This window comes from Sporosarcina sp. PTS2304, assembly GCF_003351785.1.
Lineage (GTDB): Bacteria > Bacillota > Bacilli > Bacillales_A > Planococcaceae > Sporosarcina.
In genome coordinates this window covers 16,704-33,789 of the sequence record NZ_CP031230.1, presented here as the reverse complement: position 1 = coordinate 33,789, position 17,086 = coordinate 16,704, and the positions used below count along the sequence as shown (strand labels likewise).

The 17,086-nt window shown below is 42.8% G+C and carries 20 protein-coding genes; 10 read left to right on the top strand and 10 right to left on the bottom strand.

Annotated features, from left to right (window positions below):
• The first annotated feature begins 5 nt into the window (after positions 1-5).
• The 3 genes from DV702_RS00170 to DV702_RS00160 are packed head-to-tail and all read left to right on the top strand — an operon-like array spanning position 6 to position 2,408.
• On the top strand, positions 6-1,199 hold the full coding sequence (locus tag DV702_RS00170; RefSeq protein WP_114922878.1) for a 2,3-diketo-5-methylthiopentyl-1-phosphate enolase: 1,194 nt from the start codon (positions 6-8) through the stop codon (positions 1,197-1,199).
• 15 nt (positions 1,200-1,214) lie between these two features.
• The gene (locus DV702_RS00165; RefSeq protein ID WP_114922877.1) at positions 1,215-1,868 is read left to right on the top strand and encodes a 2-hydroxy-3-keto-5-methylthiopentenyl-1-phosphate phosphatase; all 654 of its coding nucleotides are present in this window, start codon (positions 1,215-1,217) and stop codon (positions 1,866-1,868) included.
• Positions 1,869-1,895: 27 nt separating this feature from the next.
• A complete protein-coding gene (locus DV702_RS00160) occupies positions 1,896-2,408 on the top strand; it encodes a 1,2-dihydroxy-3-keto-5-methylthiopentene dioxygenase (RefSeq protein ID WP_114922876.1) in 513 nt (170 codons plus the stop codon).
• A 60-nt stretch (positions 2,409-2,468) separates the two neighbouring features.
• On the opposite strand, the gene DV702_RS16730 is transcribed toward DV702_RS00160, so the two are convergent.
• The 5 genes from DV702_RS16730 to DV702_RS00135 all read right to left on the bottom strand — a co-directional run bounded on the left by DV702_RS16730 (position 2,469) and on the right by DV702_RS00135 (position 7,228).
• Complete coding sequence (locus DV702_RS16730; protein ID WP_162805673.1) at positions 2,469-2,699, bottom strand: hypothetical protein; 231 nt, start codon at positions 2,697-2,699, stop codon at positions 2,469-2,471.
• Between the two features lie 26 nt (positions 2,700-2,725).
• Entirely contained in the window at positions 2,726-3,523 is a 798-nt protein-coding gene (locus DV702_RS00150; RefSeq protein ID WP_114922874.1) for a histidine racemase CntK family protein, read from the bottom strand.
• Positions 3,524-3,610: 87 nt separating this feature from the next.
• On the bottom strand, positions 3,611-4,921 hold the full coding sequence (locus tag DV702_RS00145) for a Na+/H+ antiporter family protein (protein WP_114922873.1): 1,311 nt from the start codon (positions 4,919-4,921) through the stop codon (positions 3,611-3,613).
• Between the two features lie 87 nt (positions 4,922-5,008).
• On the bottom strand, positions 5,009-6,451 hold the full coding sequence (gene hutH / locus DV702_RS00140) for a histidine ammonia-lyase (RefSeq protein ID WP_371682768.1): 1,443 nt from the start codon (positions 6,449-6,451) through the stop codon (positions 5,009-5,011).
• Positions 6,452-7,048: 597 nt separating this feature from the next.
• Positions 7,049-7,228, bottom strand: a complete 180-nt coding sequence (locus DV702_RS00135) for a hypothetical protein (RefSeq protein ID WP_114922871.1) — start codon at positions 7,226-7,228, stop codon at positions 7,049-7,051.
• 59 nt (positions 7,229-7,287) lie between these two features.
• On the opposite strand from DV702_RS00135, the gene DV702_RS00130 reads away from it, so the two are divergent.
• The 3 genes from DV702_RS00130 to DV702_RS00120 are packed head-to-tail and all read left to right on the top strand — an operon-like array spanning position 7,288 to position 9,640.
• On the top strand, positions 7,288-7,635 hold the full coding sequence (locus DV702_RS00130; RefSeq protein ID WP_114922869.1) for an IS66 family insertion sequence element accessory protein TnpA: 348 nt from the start codon (positions 7,288-7,290) through the stop codon (positions 7,633-7,635).
• Positions 7,625-7,984: an IS66 family insertion sequence element accessory protein TnpB gene (tnpB, locus tag DV702_RS00125; RefSeq protein ID WP_114922868.1), complete on the top strand. Its 360-nt coding sequence runs from the start codon at positions 7,625-7,627 to the stop codon at positions 7,982-7,984. Before DV702_RS00130 ends, tnpB (DV702_RS00125) begins: the two co-directional genes overlap by 11 nt.
• Positions 7,985-8,044: 60 nt before the next feature.
• Positions 8,045-9,640 (top strand): IS66 family transposase, encoded by a 1,596-nt coding sequence (locus DV702_RS00120; protein WP_114925782.1) that lies wholly within the window; start codon positions 8,045-8,047, stop codon positions 9,638-9,640.
• Between the two features lie 68 nt (positions 9,641-9,708).
• Here the strand turns inward: DV702_RS00120 and DV702_RS00115 are convergent, their stop codons facing one another.
• Positions 9,709-10,404 (bottom strand): hypothetical protein, encoded by a 696-nt coding sequence (locus tag DV702_RS00115; protein WP_114922870.1) that lies wholly within the window; start codon positions 10,402-10,404, stop codon positions 9,709-9,711.
• Positions 10,405-10,463: 59 nt separating this feature from the next.
• On the opposite strand from DV702_RS00115, the gene DV702_RS00110 reads away from it, so the two are divergent.
• From DV702_RS00110 to DV702_RS00100, 3 genes are read left to right on the top strand one after another with little or no spacing between them, the layout of a single operon-like run.
• A complete protein-coding gene (locus tag DV702_RS00110) occupies positions 10,464-10,811 on the top strand; it encodes an IS66 family insertion sequence element accessory protein TnpA (RefSeq protein ID WP_114922869.1) in 348 nt (115 codons plus the stop codon).
• Positions 10,801-11,160: an IS66 family insertion sequence element accessory protein TnpB gene (gene tnpB, locus DV702_RS00105; RefSeq protein ID WP_114922868.1), complete on the top strand. Its 360-nt coding sequence runs from the start codon at positions 10,801-10,803 to the stop codon at positions 11,158-11,160. Before DV702_RS00110 ends, tnpB (DV702_RS00105) begins: the two co-directional genes overlap by 11 nt.
• 60 nt (positions 11,161-11,220) lie before the next feature.
• A complete protein-coding gene (locus DV702_RS00100; RefSeq protein WP_114925782.1) occupies positions 11,221-12,816 on the top strand; it encodes an IS66 family transposase in 1,596 nt (531 codons plus the stop codon).
• A 68-nt stretch (positions 12,817-12,884) separates the two neighbouring features.
• Here DV702_RS00100 and DV702_RS00095 read toward each other — a convergent pair whose 3' ends face one another.
• A complete protein-coding gene (locus DV702_RS00095) occupies positions 12,885-13,199 on the bottom strand; it encodes a hypothetical protein (protein ID WP_114922867.1) in 315 nt (104 codons plus the stop codon).
• A gap of 82 nt (positions 13,200-13,281) precedes the next feature.
• Here DV702_RS00095 and DV702_RS00090 point away from each other — a divergent pair, with 82 nt between their 5' ends.
• Complete coding sequence (locus tag DV702_RS00090) at positions 13,282-14,313, top strand: YARHG domain-containing protein (RefSeq protein WP_114922866.1); 1,032 nt, start codon at positions 13,282-13,284, stop codon at positions 14,311-14,313.
• A 35-nt stretch (positions 14,314-14,348) separates the two neighbouring features.
• Here the strand turns inward: DV702_RS00090 and DV702_RS00085 are convergent, their stop codons facing one another.
• The 3 genes from DV702_RS00085 to DV702_RS00075 all read right to left on the bottom strand — a co-directional run bounded on the left by DV702_RS00085 (position 14,349) and on the right by DV702_RS00075 (position 17,085).
• The gene (locus DV702_RS00085; RefSeq protein WP_114922865.1) at positions 14,349-15,539 is read right to left on the bottom strand and encodes an outer membrane protein assembly factor BamD; all 1,191 of its coding nucleotides are present in this window, start codon (positions 15,537-15,539) and stop codon (positions 14,349-14,351) included.
• A gap of 46 nt (positions 15,540-15,585) precedes the next feature.
• Positions 15,586-16,182, bottom strand: a complete 597-nt coding sequence (locus tag DV702_RS00080) for a hypothetical protein (protein WP_114922864.1) — start codon at positions 16,180-16,182, stop codon at positions 15,586-15,588.
• Between the two features lie 516 nt (positions 16,183-16,698).
• Entirely contained in the window at positions 16,699-17,085 is a 387-nt protein-coding gene (locus DV702_RS00075) for an STAS domain-containing protein (RefSeq protein ID WP_114922863.1), read from the bottom strand.
• Position 17,086 lies beyond the last annotated feature (1 nt).

The following is a 17,086-nucleotide window of genomic DNA, read 5'->3' as shown; positions in this document are numbered from 1 at the left end:
GTGAAATGGGTATTACAGCTACGTATTTATTCCCAACTCATCCTGACCAAGAAAAGATCGCAGAACAACATGCTCTCGGGCTGACGATTGGTTCATGGACCGATATCCCCCATCTGGAGCAAGAACAGTTAAAGCATCATAAAGGCGAAGTTCTATCCGTTGTTCCAGGCGAGAAAAAAGACACCGTAACAATTTTCTATCCATCAGCGAACGTTTCTGCTGATCTTCCTGCTATTTTTACAACGGTCTATGGAAAATTGTCATTTTTCGAAGGCTACGAACTAATCGATCTACAATTTGACGATCAATTACTGGCACAATTTCCCGGACCACGTTTTGGCGTTACAGGCATCCGTGAACAGCTCGGCGTTTATGATCGTCCGTTGTTAAAAGCTATTTTTAAAGGCGTCATGGGGCGTGACCTATCGTTCTTCTCCGCACAATTAACAGAATTGCTTGCTGGCGGCATTGATTTGATTAAGGACGATGAAATTTTATTTGAAAATGAATTGACTCCTTTTTATAAACGAGTAACGACTGCGAAAGAAATCATCGATCAGCATTATGAACAAACGGGCGCACGTGCACTGTATGCAGTGAACTTATCAGGTCGCTCCCATGACTTGCATGAAAAAGCCGAGCGCGCAACAGAGCTAGGAGCGAGCGCATTATTATTCAATGTCCATGCTTATGGATTAGATACGCTTCAATCGTTGCGGGAAAATGACAACATCGGCTTACCTATTTTGGCACATTCTGCTTTATCAGGCGTTTTGGCGGGGCAAGCAGGAAGCGGATTCTCCTATCCCCTACTCGTCGGGAAGTTAACACGAATGGTTGGCGGCGACCTCTCTTTATTCCCGAGTCCTTATGGAAATGTTGCTATTTCACGCGAAGATGCACTAGGCATTAACGCCATGTTAGTCGAAGAGAATGGTTTTGAACGGACATTCGCTGTACCTTCAGCGGGAATTCATCCAGGAATGGTACCACAGCTGCTTGCGGACTTCGGTGATAATTTAGTGATCAATGCGGGGGGTGGAATTTTTGGGCATCCAGACGGCCCAACACCTGGTGCTCAAGCATTCCGTGCCGCAATCGACGCGAGTGTCAATAAAATTTCTTTGCCTGAAGCTGCAAAAATATCCATTCCACTGCAACACGCTCTGGATCAATGGGGCATCGTTCAAGCAACATAAGATGGAGGCTAAACCATGAGTAACGTCGTCATATTTTGTGATTTTGATGGCACTATTACAAAAAAAGATAATATTATTAGCATTATGAAACAATTTGCATTGCCTGGTTGGAAAGAAATAACGAATGATATTTTAAGTCAAAAGATTTCTATTCAATCTGGAGTTCAAAAACTATTTTCATTAGTTCCAAGTAAATTAAAAGAAGAAATCATCGAATTTGTCTTACAAGATGCAGAGATTCGCGAAGGATTTAAAGACTTTGTACACTTTACGCGAGAGCAGAACATACCTCTATATATTGTCAGTGGAGGAATAGATTTCTTCGTGTATCCAGTGCTTGATTCATTTGGACCATTTGATCATATTTACTGCAACGAAGCGACATTTGATGAAGAGCGAATTACGATTCATTACCCACATGCGTGTGATGAATTATGCACAAGTCAAGGATGCGGGTGCTGTAAACCTTCGATCATGCGTAAACTTTCAGATGAAAATCAAACGCGCATTGTCATCGGTGACTCCGTGACAGACTTCGAAGCAGCAAAACTCGCGGATGTCGTAATTGCAAGAGACTTCTTAGCCGAAACTTGCGACACACTCGACATTCCCTACTCTTCATTTGAAACCTTTACAGATTGTATAGAAATCGTCAAAGCGCGATTATAAATTTACTAGACAGGAGCGAAACATCACATGGCGACCATTACTATTCAAGAAACTAACGAAGTAATCGAGGGACAACAAGCAGTCACGGACTTTTTAACACAACAAGAAGTAATTTACGAACATTGGGAGATTGACAAACTCCCCGAACATTTACGCGAGAAATTCAACTTGACCGATGCTGAGAAAGAGGAAATTTTACAGTCTTTTAAAAAGGAGATTGACGCAATTTCTGAACGCCGCGGCTATCAAGCAGCTGATGTCATCTCGTTATCAAGCGACACGCCGAACATTGAAGAAATGCTGAAAAATTTCGAACGCGAACACCATCATACCGACGATGAAGTCCGCTTTATCGCTAGCGGGCACGGAGTATTCGTCATTCAAGGAAAAGACAAGCGCTTTTTCGAAGTTCACTTAGATCCAGGTGATTTGATTTCCGTACCTGAAAACGTCCGCCATTATTTCACATTGGCAGAAGACCGACAAGTCGTGGCGGTACGTATTTTCGTCACACCCGAAGGCTGGGTCGCAGTTTATTGATTTATTGATGGGAGGATGCGCTTTAGCAGTTAGTAATCTAACTGCTAAAGCGTTTTTTGTTTAGTTGTCGGAGGCTATGAGCGGAAATGCAAATTCTATGAGCGCGATGGACGAGGCTATGAGCGGAAATGCCAATTCTATGAGCACGACGGACGAGGCTATGAGCGGAAATGCCAATTCTATGAGCGCGATGGACGAGGCTATGAGCGGAAATGCCAATTCTATGAGCGCGACGGGCAACGCTATAAAATATATTACTCTACATACAAAATACCGATCTCGATTTCCCAAGACCGGCTCTATTACGTATAGTTAGTTCACATATCCAAATATACAAATCCTTCACAAGTAAAGCGGACATCGGTAGAAATAAAGTTTTTTCCGCCTGTTTCTACATGTACGATCCCGCCTGGTTGATGAATGTGCAAAGTGTTCTTTTGATTTCCTTTAGACAAATGAATGCCTAAAGCGAGGGATCCTGAACCACAAGCTTGTTCGAAAAGTTTGCTTCCGGTTTCTGTCACGTACACAAAAGGCCATATTTCATACTCATTTTCCTTTAGCTGCTTATAAGGAATAATGCCAATTGCTTTATCTTTAATTTGGTGCGTGACTGCTTCAATCAATTGATTAAACTGGTTTTCAGTTGGCCAATAGTCCGTGAGAAAATGAGTGATTCCGTCTAACTTGACAACATTTCCTGTGACATTTTGACCATTCACATCAATTATGATCTCAGTCGTTGATAACGGAGATGGCATTTCAGCTCTAGCGACGAAATGAGTTGGTGACTTTTCATCAACTACGCACTCAAGTGGTAAATCGCAACCTGATGCCTCCAATAAAAATGTTCGATCTTTCGTAAGCCCTTTATAAGCACAGTAGGCTGCAGCACTTAGCACTGCGTTACCACAAAATTCCCCTCCAGACATTTCTAATCTTAATACAGCGTTCGAATCTTTTGGCGTTACTAAAAAACCTGCTTGTTCTGCATGTAAATGTTCATCGTCCATAATTCCACTAGCGATTTTCGCATAATGGGTAGGTGCTACATAGTTCGTTATAAAAACAGTTGTATTTTTTGAAGGGCTCGCCTTTATAAAATCTAGCTTCATGTATTTTCTCCTCGCTTTACATTCGTTACTTACTTCGAAATACGTGATGCAACATGTCAGAAACACACTACATCACGTCTCATTAGTTTATAATACCATAGCCGCGACAACACCAAAGATAAGAAGAGGAATATTATAATGTAAAAATGTTGGAACACATGTATCCCAAATATGATGGTGCTTTCCATCCGCATTCAGCCCCGCTGTCGGCCCTAACGTACTATCAGATGCTGGCGAACCTGCGTCACCAAGAGCTCCAGCAGTACCAATTAACGCAGCGGTTGCCATTGGCGAAAAACCAACTGCTACACAAATCGGTACGAATAAAGCAGCGATAATAGGAATTGTTCCAAATGATGAACCAATACCCATCGTGATCAATAAACCGATCAACAACATGACAGTTGCAATGATTAATTTGTTATCGCCTAAAATTGCTGTAGCTGATTCCACTAACTCGTTGACAGCACCCGTCTCTTTTAAAATAGTTGCATAACCCGAAGCGATTAGCATAACAAACGCAATCATCCCCATCATGCTAATTCCTTCGTTGACCACTCTATCTCCTTCAGCGAAAGGAATAACTGTAAAAATATACATTAGCACGATACCTGTTAGTGCCCCCAAAATAAGTGAAGTCGTCACTATTTGAACAACCAACGCACCTATAATAGCCATGATTGTTAGGAAATGGCGCAGAGTAAACTTTAGTTTCATTTCCTCAGACAGTTCTTCTGTCACAATAACTCCTAAGTCGCTATGTGGAAGTTCGCGCGGCTTACGGTACGAGATGAATACGGCAATTAACAATCCTACAACCATGCCAAGTCCAGGAATTAACATGGAATAAGCAACTGTTAGAACTGGGATATTCATACCACTTGCTGTCATTTCATCAGCTATAATTCGATGGAACAATAATCCAAAGCCTGCCGGAATCATTATATAAGGAGCCTTCAATCCAAATGTCAATGCACAAGCGATTCCTCGACGGTCAATCTTCATCTTGTCAAATAAATATAACAAAGGAGGAATAAGAATTGGAATAAAAGCAATGTGGATAGGAACCGCATTTTGTGACAGACAAGCAACTCCTGCAAGTGTCAATAATAAAACGGATCGTTTCCCTCGTAATACTTTCATCAGTCTTTTAACAAGAAAGCCTGTAATTCCCGAATAACTAATCATCACTGCGAACATTCCAAGCAAAATATAACTTAAGGCGGTGTTAGCTTGCCCTCCCATTCCCGAAACGAGCATGGTGGTTGCTTCCGTCAATGATAAACCTTCCATTAATCCAGCCACACCTGCCGCAAAAATAATCGCAAACATCACGTTCACTCGCAGAAGGCTTAACACAGACATAACGAGAACTGAGATTACTACCGTACTAAACATAAATTCACCTCTTCTTTTTGATATAACACATTTTCTTTACATAATTTCGCCACTAGTCTTCTACCTATTTCTTATTTGGTTACCATTTCAATCACTAGTCTTCAACCATTCATTCATCGCTTCGATATCTTTTGAGAAAATACGATCTTTTTCAATAGATGACACAATTTTTCTGCCATTTTCTAAAAGTTCTCTCGTTGCTGTAGACATTTTTTCTTTCCCACGGAATTCAGCTGCCTGCATACTACAAATCGCTTCAATTGCTATTACGCGACGTGTATTTTTGATCACTTCGTATGCGTGACGAGATCCAATCGTTCCCATACTGACATGATCTTCTTGATTTGCCGATGAAGGAATTGAATCGACACTCGCTGGATGAGCTAATGTTTTATTTTCAGAAACAAGTGAAGCAGCAACATATTGCATAATCATAGCACCTGATTGCAGACCCGGCTCTGGGCTTAAAAATGGTGGCAAATCGTTTAATTGAGGATTGACTAAGCGCTCAATTCGACGTTCTGAAATATTGGCCAACTCTGCGATAGCGATTGCTAGGAAATCCATTGCAAATGCCATTGGCTGTCCATGAAAGTTCCCACCAGACAATACTTTTTCACCATTATCGAAAATAAGCGGATTATCTGTAGCTGCATTCATCTCAATCAATAATTTCTCTTTCACATAATTCATCGCCTGCCATGTTGCTCCATGAACTTGAGGTATACAACGAAGTGAATAGGCATCTTGAACTCGTAATTCTCCTTGCTTTGTCGTTAACTTACTGTCAGCCAACATGTTGCGAATTCGTTCAGCAACTTCTATCTGTTCTTTATAACCACGCGCAAGATGTATATCTTCGTCAAACGCATCAATAATTCCACGTAAACCTTCTATTGTCATGGCAGCAATTTTTTCTGTTTGGTAAGCTAGTTTTTCCGCTTCCAAATATGCTACAACTCCCATGGCAGTCATCGCTTGTGTGCCATTAATAAGAGCCAGACCTTCTTTTGCTGTCAAAACAATCGGTTCAATTCCTTCTTTCGCTAACGCGTTCTTCGCTGGTATTCTTTCACCTTTGTAAAATACTTCTCCTTCGCCAATCAATACGAGAGCTAAGTGTGATAGCGGCGCTAAGTCCCCACTAGCACCTAGAGATCCTTGTTGAGGAATGACAGGATGAATATGCGCATTGGCTAAATCAAGCAATCTCTCAATAACGACCGGTCGCACTCCTGAAAAACCTTTTAGCAATGCATTGGCGCGGAGAACAATCATCGCCCGAGACACGACTTCTGGAAACGCTTCCCCAACACCGCATGCATGAGAACGAATTAAGTTTAACTGCAATGATTCTACATGCTCTCTGTCAATGAGTACATCGCTAAATTTACCGAATCCGGTTGTAATACCGTAGACAATTCGTTCTTCGTTTACGATTTTTTCTACTGCTTTACGACTTTCTTGAACTTTTTGCATACTCTCTTCCGAGTACTTCACGTAATCTGCATCCAAAAGTATACTTTGCATCTCTGTAAAATTAAGTGTTTGACCGTTTAGAATAATCATTTTTCTTCTTCCTTTCATTCTGAATGATGTCTGAGCTTTGTTTTTTCAATACCTATAGAAAACTATTTGTATGCGCTTACAAATAGAGCGAGCTAAATACTTTCATCGCTTGCCACTGCTTATTCTATAAAATCGAATATCTAGATATTCGATTCATATGCAATTGATAAAAATGTTTTGTAAAGATTCTTATATTATGCATACAAATAGTTCTGTTTCTCTTGGTACTATTTACTTTTTTAACATAGGATTTCTATCGTAGCTTTTTCAGCAACATTATAGATTGTTTCTACGGTATGAATATTTCACCACTTCGTGTAGCTACCTTTTTGTGTGTAACTCGAAATTTCTATAACGAGCGATCTTTTCTTTGATAAATGTTTCTACAGGCACGCTACCTCCTTTTTTCTATACATTTATTATATATAGAAGAATCAGACTACTATTTTATTATTTGTTGCTTTTCTTACAATCTATATATTATATTATGTGATTTATTTATATTTTTTAATAATAAGATCTATTTTATCATTCTATACATCGATCCTCGCTTATTTTTTAAAGTATGAGCGCGACGGACAGGGCTATGAGCGGAAATGCTAATTCTATGAGCGCGATGGACGGGGCTATGAGCGGAAATGCCAATTCTATGAGCGCGATGGACGAGGCTATGAGCGGAAATGCTGCTTCTATGAGCGCGACGGACGGGGCTATGTAAGCGTCAAAAGAAGGACACATTCCTCTCTTCCTCTTTTAATGAGAAACTATGACTAGCTTATTGGAAAGGAAGTAGAGAAATGAATGAATCAACCCTTCAGCCCTTGGCTGAGCACAGTAAAACCGATTTGGAATGGACAGAAATCATCGAAGAGTGGCGACGAAGTGGAGAAAATATGGCCGAGTGGGTCAGAAGACAAAGCGATTTCTCCTATGATCAATTCGCAAAAGCACGGAGGCGGCTCTCTCCGGAGGATACACGCAAAGGAGAATTTTTGGAATCCAAAACCACTTGGTCATCTGTTGCGGTCGCCCTTCCTTCTTCCACAGTAGATCTTCATTATCGGGACTACAAATTAGTGATCAGCAGCGGCTTCGACCGCGAACTGGTACAAGAGTTACTGGAGGTGTTGGCTGATGCGAATTAATCTGGAAGGTATTCAGGGGATTTATCTGGCACATGGCGCAACGGATATGCGGCTGTCCATTGATGGTCTGTCTGCGAAGGTGCAGGAAACCTTTCAGGCAAATCCGTGTTCCTCCAATTTATTTATCTTTTGTAACCGGGATCGCGACCGTTTAAAAATCCTACACTGGGACTACAATGGCTTCTGGTTGTACTACCGGCGACTGGAAACTGGCCGCTTTCACTGGCCTGACGGCCAAGAAGAAGAAACCACGTCTATCAGCCCGCGCCAGCTTCAATGGATGCTCGATGGATTGACTATTGAAGAAGGAAAAGTCTTCCCCCGTATACTGGGAAACAAAATCGTATAAATCACAAAGTTTTTTTAAAAAGCAGAAGGATTTTGTCAGCTTTTGGCGAATTTTACTTTTATGAAAACTAATCAGAAGATCTCATCCCATACAACTGAACAGAATGACCGTGTAACTGTGTTGGAACAAGAAGTCGCGAGATTGTCCGCTTTGGTGTCTTGGTACGAGGAGCAGTTTCGTTTGAAAAAAAGTAAGGAATTTGGACGCTCCAGCGAAAAGGCACCGAAAGGCCAGATGGAGATGGAATTGTTTAATGAAGCAGAAGCACTGCTAGATGCTTCTGCTGAACCATCTTCAGAACCTGAAGAGGTGATTTCGGGATCTTCACCTGCGAAAAAAACTCCACGGGAAACACGCACGACTTTCTCTGCCGATCTGCCGGTGGAGAGTGTGACATACAGCTTGCCCCCAGAGGAGCAGGCTTGTTTAGATTGCGGTCACCCAATGCATGTCATGAAAAAAGAAGTTCGCCGCGAACTCGTGGTTATCCCAGCACAAGTGAAAGTCGTCGAACACGAACGGGAAGTCTATGCCTGCAGGCATTGCGATCAAGAAGGCATCCAGACACCGATTGTTCAGGCACCAATGCCCAATCCGGTATTGCCAAAAAGTATGGCCTCGCCCTCGATCCTGTCATTTTTGATTACTCAAAAATACTTGTTCGGCATGCCGCTCTATCGGTTAGAGGAAGTTTTTCGACAGGCAGGCGCGCCGCTTTCAAGGCAGACCCTCTCCAATTGGTTAATGAATGTGTCCGATCGGTGGTTTGAACCGCTCTATGAGAATATGCGACAGCGTATTTTGTCAGCCGACTACCTTCATGCAGACGAAACCAGTGTGCAGGTCTTGCGTGAAAAAGGACGCAGTCCCTCTACCACTTCCTATATGTGGCTGTACCGTACCGGGAAGTTTGATGTCCCTTGCGTGGTGTATGACTACCAGCCTGGTCGGGGATCGGAATACCCGAAACAATTTCTGGAAGGCTATGCTGGTACGCTTCATGTAGATGGTTATAAGGCTTACGAAAGCCTGCAAAGTGTACGGCTATCAGGCTGTTGGGCACATTTGCGCCGAAAATTTGATGAAGCCCTGCGCGCCATTCCGAAAAAATCGAAGAGGCGGCGTACGCTGACAGAGGAAGCAGTCAACCAAATCGGCAAGATTTATGGAGCGGAATCAGAAATAAAGGAGCTTACTCCTTCCGAACGGCTTGAGGTACGCAAGAAAAAAATTCAGCCCCTAGTGGAGGCTTTTTTCGCCTGGGTAAAAACTGTCCGAATAGATGTACTGCCGAAAAGCAAGCTTGGTGAGGCGCTAACATATGCCGTCAATCAGGAAAAGAAATTGAGGCAGCCATTTCTAGATGGTTATCTGGAGATAGATAATAACCGTGCCGAACGAAGCATCAAGCCGTTTGTGATCGGCCGAAAGAACTGGCTCTTCTCGGTCACACCTAGAGGCGCAACAGCGAGCGCAAGAATGTACAGCCTGATCGTAACTGCGAAAGAAAATCAGCTGCATGTCCCTCACTATTTAACGTATCTTCTTGAAAAGCTGCCTAACTTAGATCTGGCAGATGACGAACAGTTGGAACAACTGATGCCTTGGTCTTCGACTTTGCCTGAACAGTGTTATCAAGGTAAAGAAGGAATATAAATCAACATATATACTTATCTAGTATAAAGAGAACCACATCTCATTTGAAGGTGTGGTTCTTTTGACGCTTACGGGGCTATGAGCGGAAATGCTAATTCTATGAGCGCGATGGACAACTCTATGAGCGGAAATGCTGCTTCTATGAGCGCGATGGACGAGGCTATGAGCGGAAATGCCAATTCTATGAGCGCGATGGACGGGGCTATGAGCGGAAATGCCAATTCTATGAGCGCGACGGACAACTCTATGAGCGGAAATGCTAATTCTATGAGCGCGACGGACGGGGCTATGAGCGGAAATGCTAATTCTATGAGCGCGATGGACGAGGCTATGAGCGCGATGGACGAGGCTATGAGCGGAAATGCCAATTCTATGAGCGCGACGGACGGGGCTATGAGCGGAAATGCCAATTCTATGAGCGCGACGGACAACTCTATGAGCGGAAATGCTAATTCTATGAGCGCGATGGACGGGGCTATGAGCGGAAATGCTGCTTCTATGAGCGCGACGGACAACTCTATGAGCGGAAATGCTAATTCTATGAGCGCGATGGACAACACTATGAGCGGAAATGCTGCTTCTATGAGCGCGATGGACGAGGCTATGAGCGGAAATGCTAATTCTATGAGCGCGATGGACGGGGCTATGAGCGGAAATGCTGCTTCTATGAGCGCGATGGACGGGGCTATGAGCGGAAATGCTAATTCTATGAGCGCGACGGACGGGGCTATGAGCGGAAAGTAAGCGTCAAAAGAAGGACACATTCCTCTCTTCCTCTTTTAATGAGAAACTATGACTAGCTTATTGGAAAGGAAGTAGAGAAATGAATGAATCAACCCTTCAGCCCTTGGCTGAGCACAGTAAAACCGATTTGGAATGGACAGAAATCATCGAAGAGTGGCGACGAAGTGGAGAAAATATGGCCGAGTGGGTCAGAAGACAAAGCGATTTCTCCTATGATCAATTCGCAAAAGCACGGAGGCGGCTCTCTCCGGAGGATACACGCAAAGGAGAATTTTTGGAATCCAAAACCACTTGGTCATCTGTTGCGGTCGCCCTTCCTTCTTCCACAGTAGATCTTCATTATCGGGACTACAAATTAGTGATCAGCAGCGGCTTCGACCGCGAACTGGTACAAGAGTTACTGGAGGTGTTGGCTGATGCGAATTAATCTGGAAGGTATTCAGGGGATTTATCTGGCACATGGCGCAACGGATATGCGGCTGTCCATTGATGGTCTGTCTGCGAAGGTGCAGGAAACCTTTCAGGCAAATCCGTGTTCCTCCAATTTATTTATCTTTTGTAACCGGGATCGCGACCGTTTAAAAATCCTACACTGGGACTACAATGGCTTCTGGTTGTACTACCGGCGACTGGAAACTGGCCGCTTTCACTGGCCTGACGGCCAAGAAGAAGAAACCACGTCTATCAGCCCGCGCCAGCTTCAATGGATGCTCGATGGATTGACTATTGAAGAAGGAAAAGTCTTCCCCCGTATACTGGGAAACAAAATCGTATAAATCACAAAGTTTTTTTAAAAAGCAGAAGGATTTTGTCAGCTTTTGGCGAATTTTACTTTTATGAAAACTAATCAGAAGATCTCATCCCATACAACTGAACAGAATGACCGTGTAACTGTGTTGGAACAAGAAGTCGCGAGATTGTCCGCTTTGGTGTCTTGGTACGAGGAGCAGTTTCGTTTGAAAAAAAGTAAGGAATTTGGACGCTCCAGCGAAAAGGCACCGAAAGGCCAGATGGAGATGGAATTGTTTAATGAAGCAGAAGCACTGCTAGATGCTTCTGCTGAACCATCTTCAGAACCTGAAGAGGTGATTTCGGGATCTTCACCTGCGAAAAAAACTCCACGGGAAACACGCACGACTTTCTCTGCCGATCTGCCGGTGGAGAGTGTGACATACAGCTTGCCCCCAGAGGAGCAGGCTTGTTTAGATTGCGGTCACCCAATGCATGTCATGAAAAAAGAAGTTCGCCGCGAACTCGTGGTTATCCCAGCACAAGTGAAAGTCGTCGAACACGAACGGGAAGTCTATGCCTGCAGGCATTGCGATCAAGAAGGCATCCAGACACCGATTGTTCAGGCACCAATGCCCAATCCGGTATTGCCAAAAAGTATGGCCTCGCCCTCGATCCTGTCATTTTTGATTACTCAAAAATACTTGTTCGGCATGCCGCTCTATCGGTTAGAGGAAGTTTTTCGACAGGCAGGCGCGCCGCTTTCAAGGCAGACCCTCTCCAATTGGTTAATGAATGTGTCCGATCGGTGGTTTGAACCGCTCTATGAGAATATGCGACAGCGTATTTTGTCAGCCGACTACCTTCATGCAGACGAAACCAGTGTGCAGGTCTTGCGTGAAAAAGGACGCAGTCCCTCTACCACTTCCTATATGTGGCTGTACCGTACCGGGAAGTTTGATGTCCCTTGCGTGGTGTATGACTACCAGCCTGGTCGGGGATCGGAATACCCGAAACAATTTCTGGAAGGCTATGCTGGTACGCTTCATGTAGATGGTTATAAGGCTTACGAAAGCCTGCAAAGTGTACGGCTATCAGGCTGTTGGGCACATTTGCGCCGAAAATTTGATGAAGCCCTGCGCGCCATTCCGAAAAAATCGAAGAGGCGGCGTACGCTGACAGAGGAAGCAGTCAACCAAATCGGCAAGATTTATGGAGCGGAATCAGAAATAAAGGAGCTTACTCCTTCCGAACGGCTTGAGGTACGCAAGAAAAAAATTCAGCCCCTAGTGGAGGCTTTTTTCGCCTGGGTAAAAACTGTCCGAATAGATGTACTGCCGAAAAGCAAGCTTGGTGAGGCGCTAACATATGCCGTCAATCAGGAAAAGAAATTGAGGCAGCCATTTCTAGATGGTTATCTGGAGATAGATAATAACCGTGCCGAACGAAGCATCAAGCCGTTTGTGATCGGCCGAAAGAACTGGCTCTTCTCGGTCACACCTAGAGGCGCAACAGCGAGCGCAAGAATGTACAGCCTGATCGTAACTGCGAAAGAAAATCAGCTGCATGTCCCTCACTATTTAACGTATCTTCTTGAAAAGCTGCCTAACTTAGATCTGGCAGATGACGAACAGTTGGAACAACTGATGCCTTGGTCTTCGACTTTGCCTGAACAGTGTTATCAAGGTAAAGAAGGAATATAAATCAACATATATACTTATCTAGTATAAAGAGAACCACATCTCATTTGAAGGTGTGGTTCTTTTGACGCTTACAGCGGAAATGCTAATTCTATGAGCGCGATGGACGAGGCTATGAGCGGAAATGCTAATTCTATGAGCGCGATGGACGGGGCTATGAGCGGAAATGCTAATTCTATGAGCGCGATGGACGGGGCTATGAGCGGAAATGCTGCTTCTATGAGCGCGATGGACGGGGCTATGAGCGGAAATGCCAATTCTATGAGCGCGATGGACGAGGCTATGAGCGGAAATGCTGCTTCTATGAGCGCGACACCACATTCTATATTAATCCCAACGAATAAACAAATACATCTTCCTCTTTTAGAAAAGCAACCTCCATTCATCTCAATATAGAAAGTTCCATAAAAACATAGTATACTTTCAAAGAAGTACTACCGCGAACTACTACAAAACTGGAGCTAGAGTATGAGAAAATGTCTTGCATGTAAAGAAATAAATTCTGATGAACAAGAACAATGTACGGGTTGTGGTGCCACATTATCTTCTCGCAGGGCATCTATAAAAAAGACAACGACTAAAAAAGCGTGGCCGTATAAAATCCTAGTGCCTATCATATTACTTATCGCTGTAGCAGGTATACTAGCTATTCAGAACGAGTACAGCAAACGTACAGTAGCTGAACAATTTGTCACTGCGTTAATCGATCAAGACACGTATACATTGCGCGAGTTACTCGTGCCAAAAGACAGTCGAATTGAGATCAATCAAGACAGTTTACAAGCATTGCTGACGATGATTGAAAAAAATCCATCGTTCGTCCAAACGATAGAATATACGTTACATACGAAAGATGAAGGGATGTTTGACGTTAGGGCATCAGAAAAACGTTTTGGCTTATTTCCACGGTATACTATTAATCCGACAGGTTATATTATTGAAGTGGAATCTATAGGAGATGAAACTATCCTGTATACGGACAACTCTGAAATTGGCTATATGAAACACACTGGAGAAATTGCGGAGTTTGGTCCTTTTTTAGCTGGCATTTATCCGATCAAAATGACGACCACAATTGAAGATCAGTCCATATCTGAAGAAGTTCAGGCAAATATTTTTGGTGAAAATCAAACGATCAGTCTTTTCTTTCCTTCTGTTGAAGAAGTAGAATTACTCTCCAAAGATTCAGTGGAACATAAGACAGATGCTGAACCATCTGACAGCGCAGAGGCTCCTGTCGGCAGTATTTACAACGACTACTACATCCTTCCGACAAGTGGAGATGAATATTTGAAAGCTTCAGATTTGGCCAACCTTTCTAAAAGTGAGTTGCGTTTAGCCCGCAATGAAATATACGCGCGCTATGGCTATATATTTAAATCAAAAGAATTACAAGCTTATTTCGATTCACAAAATTGGTATGTTCCTAACGACTCGTACGGTGGCTCTTTGACAGACTGGGAAAAGCATAATGTTGCACTTATCAAATCAAAAGAATAAATAAAGAGACTTCGCTACTTGCTGGCGACGTCTCTTTATCTATCAGGTGCTAGCGTAGCAAGCAGTTTAGCCGCTTCGTAGTTTACCCAATCTACTTCATCTTTATTTGACAGCTCCTTCAAAATACTTTTCGCTTCTTCTTGTTGATCCAATTCTAGCAATGCACTACTCTCCAACAAGCGAATAGCGTCACGATAAGGTGATTCTACATAATGTGTACTTTCCTCTTGCTGAAACTGTTGCGCAGTTTGTACCGCTTGCTCATAGGCTTGTTCTCTCATATAACTTGCGGTTAAATAATATGCCGCATCATCAGAAAAATATTCACTACTAAACGAACGAATCGCTTGTTCAAATGATTTGCTTGCTCTTGAAAAATTACCATTTTGATAATCTTTCATTCCATCTATATAATATTCTTCCGCTACTTCTACTGAGACAAATAATATTTTTTCATCGTCTGCCAACACTGACGGCTCATCCACTTCACTAAGCGTACTATTGGGATCTACCGGTTCTTCCACAACTTCTACTGGTACTTCAACGGGCGGATCCGGTTCAGTTACCTCTTTTCCTCTTTCACTTAACCATGCATATCCAGACAAACCGAGCACCCCAAGCATTACTACAGACAAGACCATCGCTCGCTTATTGGAGGGAGGGGGATTAACAGGCAATTGTACTTCCGGTTCTTCTGACAGACTAGGTGCTGTTCTTTCTGCCAAGACACGTTTAATCACTCGGTCATCCATTGCGTAAGTAGGTAAATCTAAAATAAAACGAGGCAATAAATCAGGACGATAGCGGGCAAGCAATAGCGTGTTCATTCGGTACACTTCAAGCGGTACGGTCAACGTTCCCACTCGATGTAATGCATCACTCAAAATATATAATGCATTTTCAGAATCCCCTGCACGAATCTCGGCAACTGCTGCATTGTATTCCTCCACCAGAAATGTATAGACCGGCCAATTCTTCTGTATCTCTTCCTCTATAAGTTCCGCTTGTAGCCGCAAATCACCTTGGATTTCAGTCAAATAGTGACGTGCAATATGTAGGCGCCCGACTTTACATTCGAGCAACGCTTTATACCAAACGATTTGTTGATTGCTTCCATTAATCACTTCAAGAGTATCTAGAGACGCAAGCGCTTTCAAATATTGTTGTTGTTTCACTTGCTTTTGGATTTGCTTTACGAGTTTCTCTGCAGGATTTGACGAATTCACGGTACCACCACCTCTTCATTTTCACGCATCTCATCAAATCCCCCCTTTACGAAACCGTCTTCACTAGTGCATCTTGAATAATTTTACCTGTACCCTCGAAAGAAAAAGCTCTACGGTATACGACTGCCACTTGATACATTTGCAAATCTTCTGCTGCTTTTTCTGCTGGAACGGTTCCAAGCAATTCCATAAACTCTTCATCTACATACTGACCATAGACATCTACTTCATGAATCCCCATTTCACGTAATAACGCTAACGCCTGAGTGACGACAGACTTCACCGCTACTAAATCATCAGAGTTGCTTTCTTCGAGTGTCAGACGTAGCTGATCGATCAAGTTAAACATCTCCACCGCGCGTTTTGCCATGTCTACTTGTCCTACCGCTCCATCAAATTTCAATCCTGTAATTTCTTCTTTTATGGAAGACGCAATGGCTTCGGATTCCAACAGCTCCCCAAGCGTCTCAAAACTTATGTAGGCTTCTCGATTTGCTTGCTGAAGTTCTGACGGCTCAGACTCTTTCACAGAAACATTCGCTATGTCATCCATTGAAATAGTTTCTAATTTCAATAATTCTTTATCAAGTAGATTGTGTAGCCCTTTTGATCTGTTACTATTTACTTCATCTATCGTATTCATTAAATCCCCCAATTCACGAGTTAGAATGCTGTCAAACCGCAGTATATAGATGTTCGACAAGGTTCGATATTTTTCCCACTATATAGGTTATTATACTGATAAGATAGCATTAATAGGGAGAGAAGACAACATCACTTGAAGAATTGTCGAAGAAATGAAATAATGATGATCGTTTTGAGTTATTTATTATAGACTGATTGGAACCAAGTATGTATCATTCAAAAATTTATCTTGTTGATTGTCCAAAGAAAGGAATTGGCATTTGGAAGTGATACACTTTGCGAGTATTTGTAGAGGTAGTGTACGTGTGAGGATTCTCCCGAGAGAAACCGGACGCTTTCAGGAGGGCGCGCGGCGGACCCTCCGGAAAGCGTATCGTCTGGAAGTGTAAGCCGCATGACAATCCAAGTCAGCTTCACTCCATCAATCGCCATAGTCAAAATCGCTCTTAAATAAATGAATGAATTATACATAATATGGATAATTAATAGACTTAGGTGTTAACTTCACTTTCTATCAATACTCATTAATAGATAACTCTGTCTTGACCGTCTGTTGAATAATTTGTAACGCTGCTGTTTCATTATCGACGATTGGGAATACTTTATCGCACTGTGAGATAGCGAATAGCTTCCGCACGAACGCATCGACTACAATAATAGCGATTTTTTCATTTTTCAATGAAACTTTTTTAGCAAAGTTGACGATCATGCCGAATCCTGTACTATCGATGTTTTGCACGTTACTCATATCGAGTATAAAGCTGTGGCCTTCTTTAAAACGTGTCGTTTGCAAACGTTTTTTCAACTCTTCAATTAAGGTGTACTGTAAATAACCTGAAAACTCGAGAACTACATACGTTTCTTTTTCTACAACTTGCAATGTTGCTGTTTTCTGTTCCATA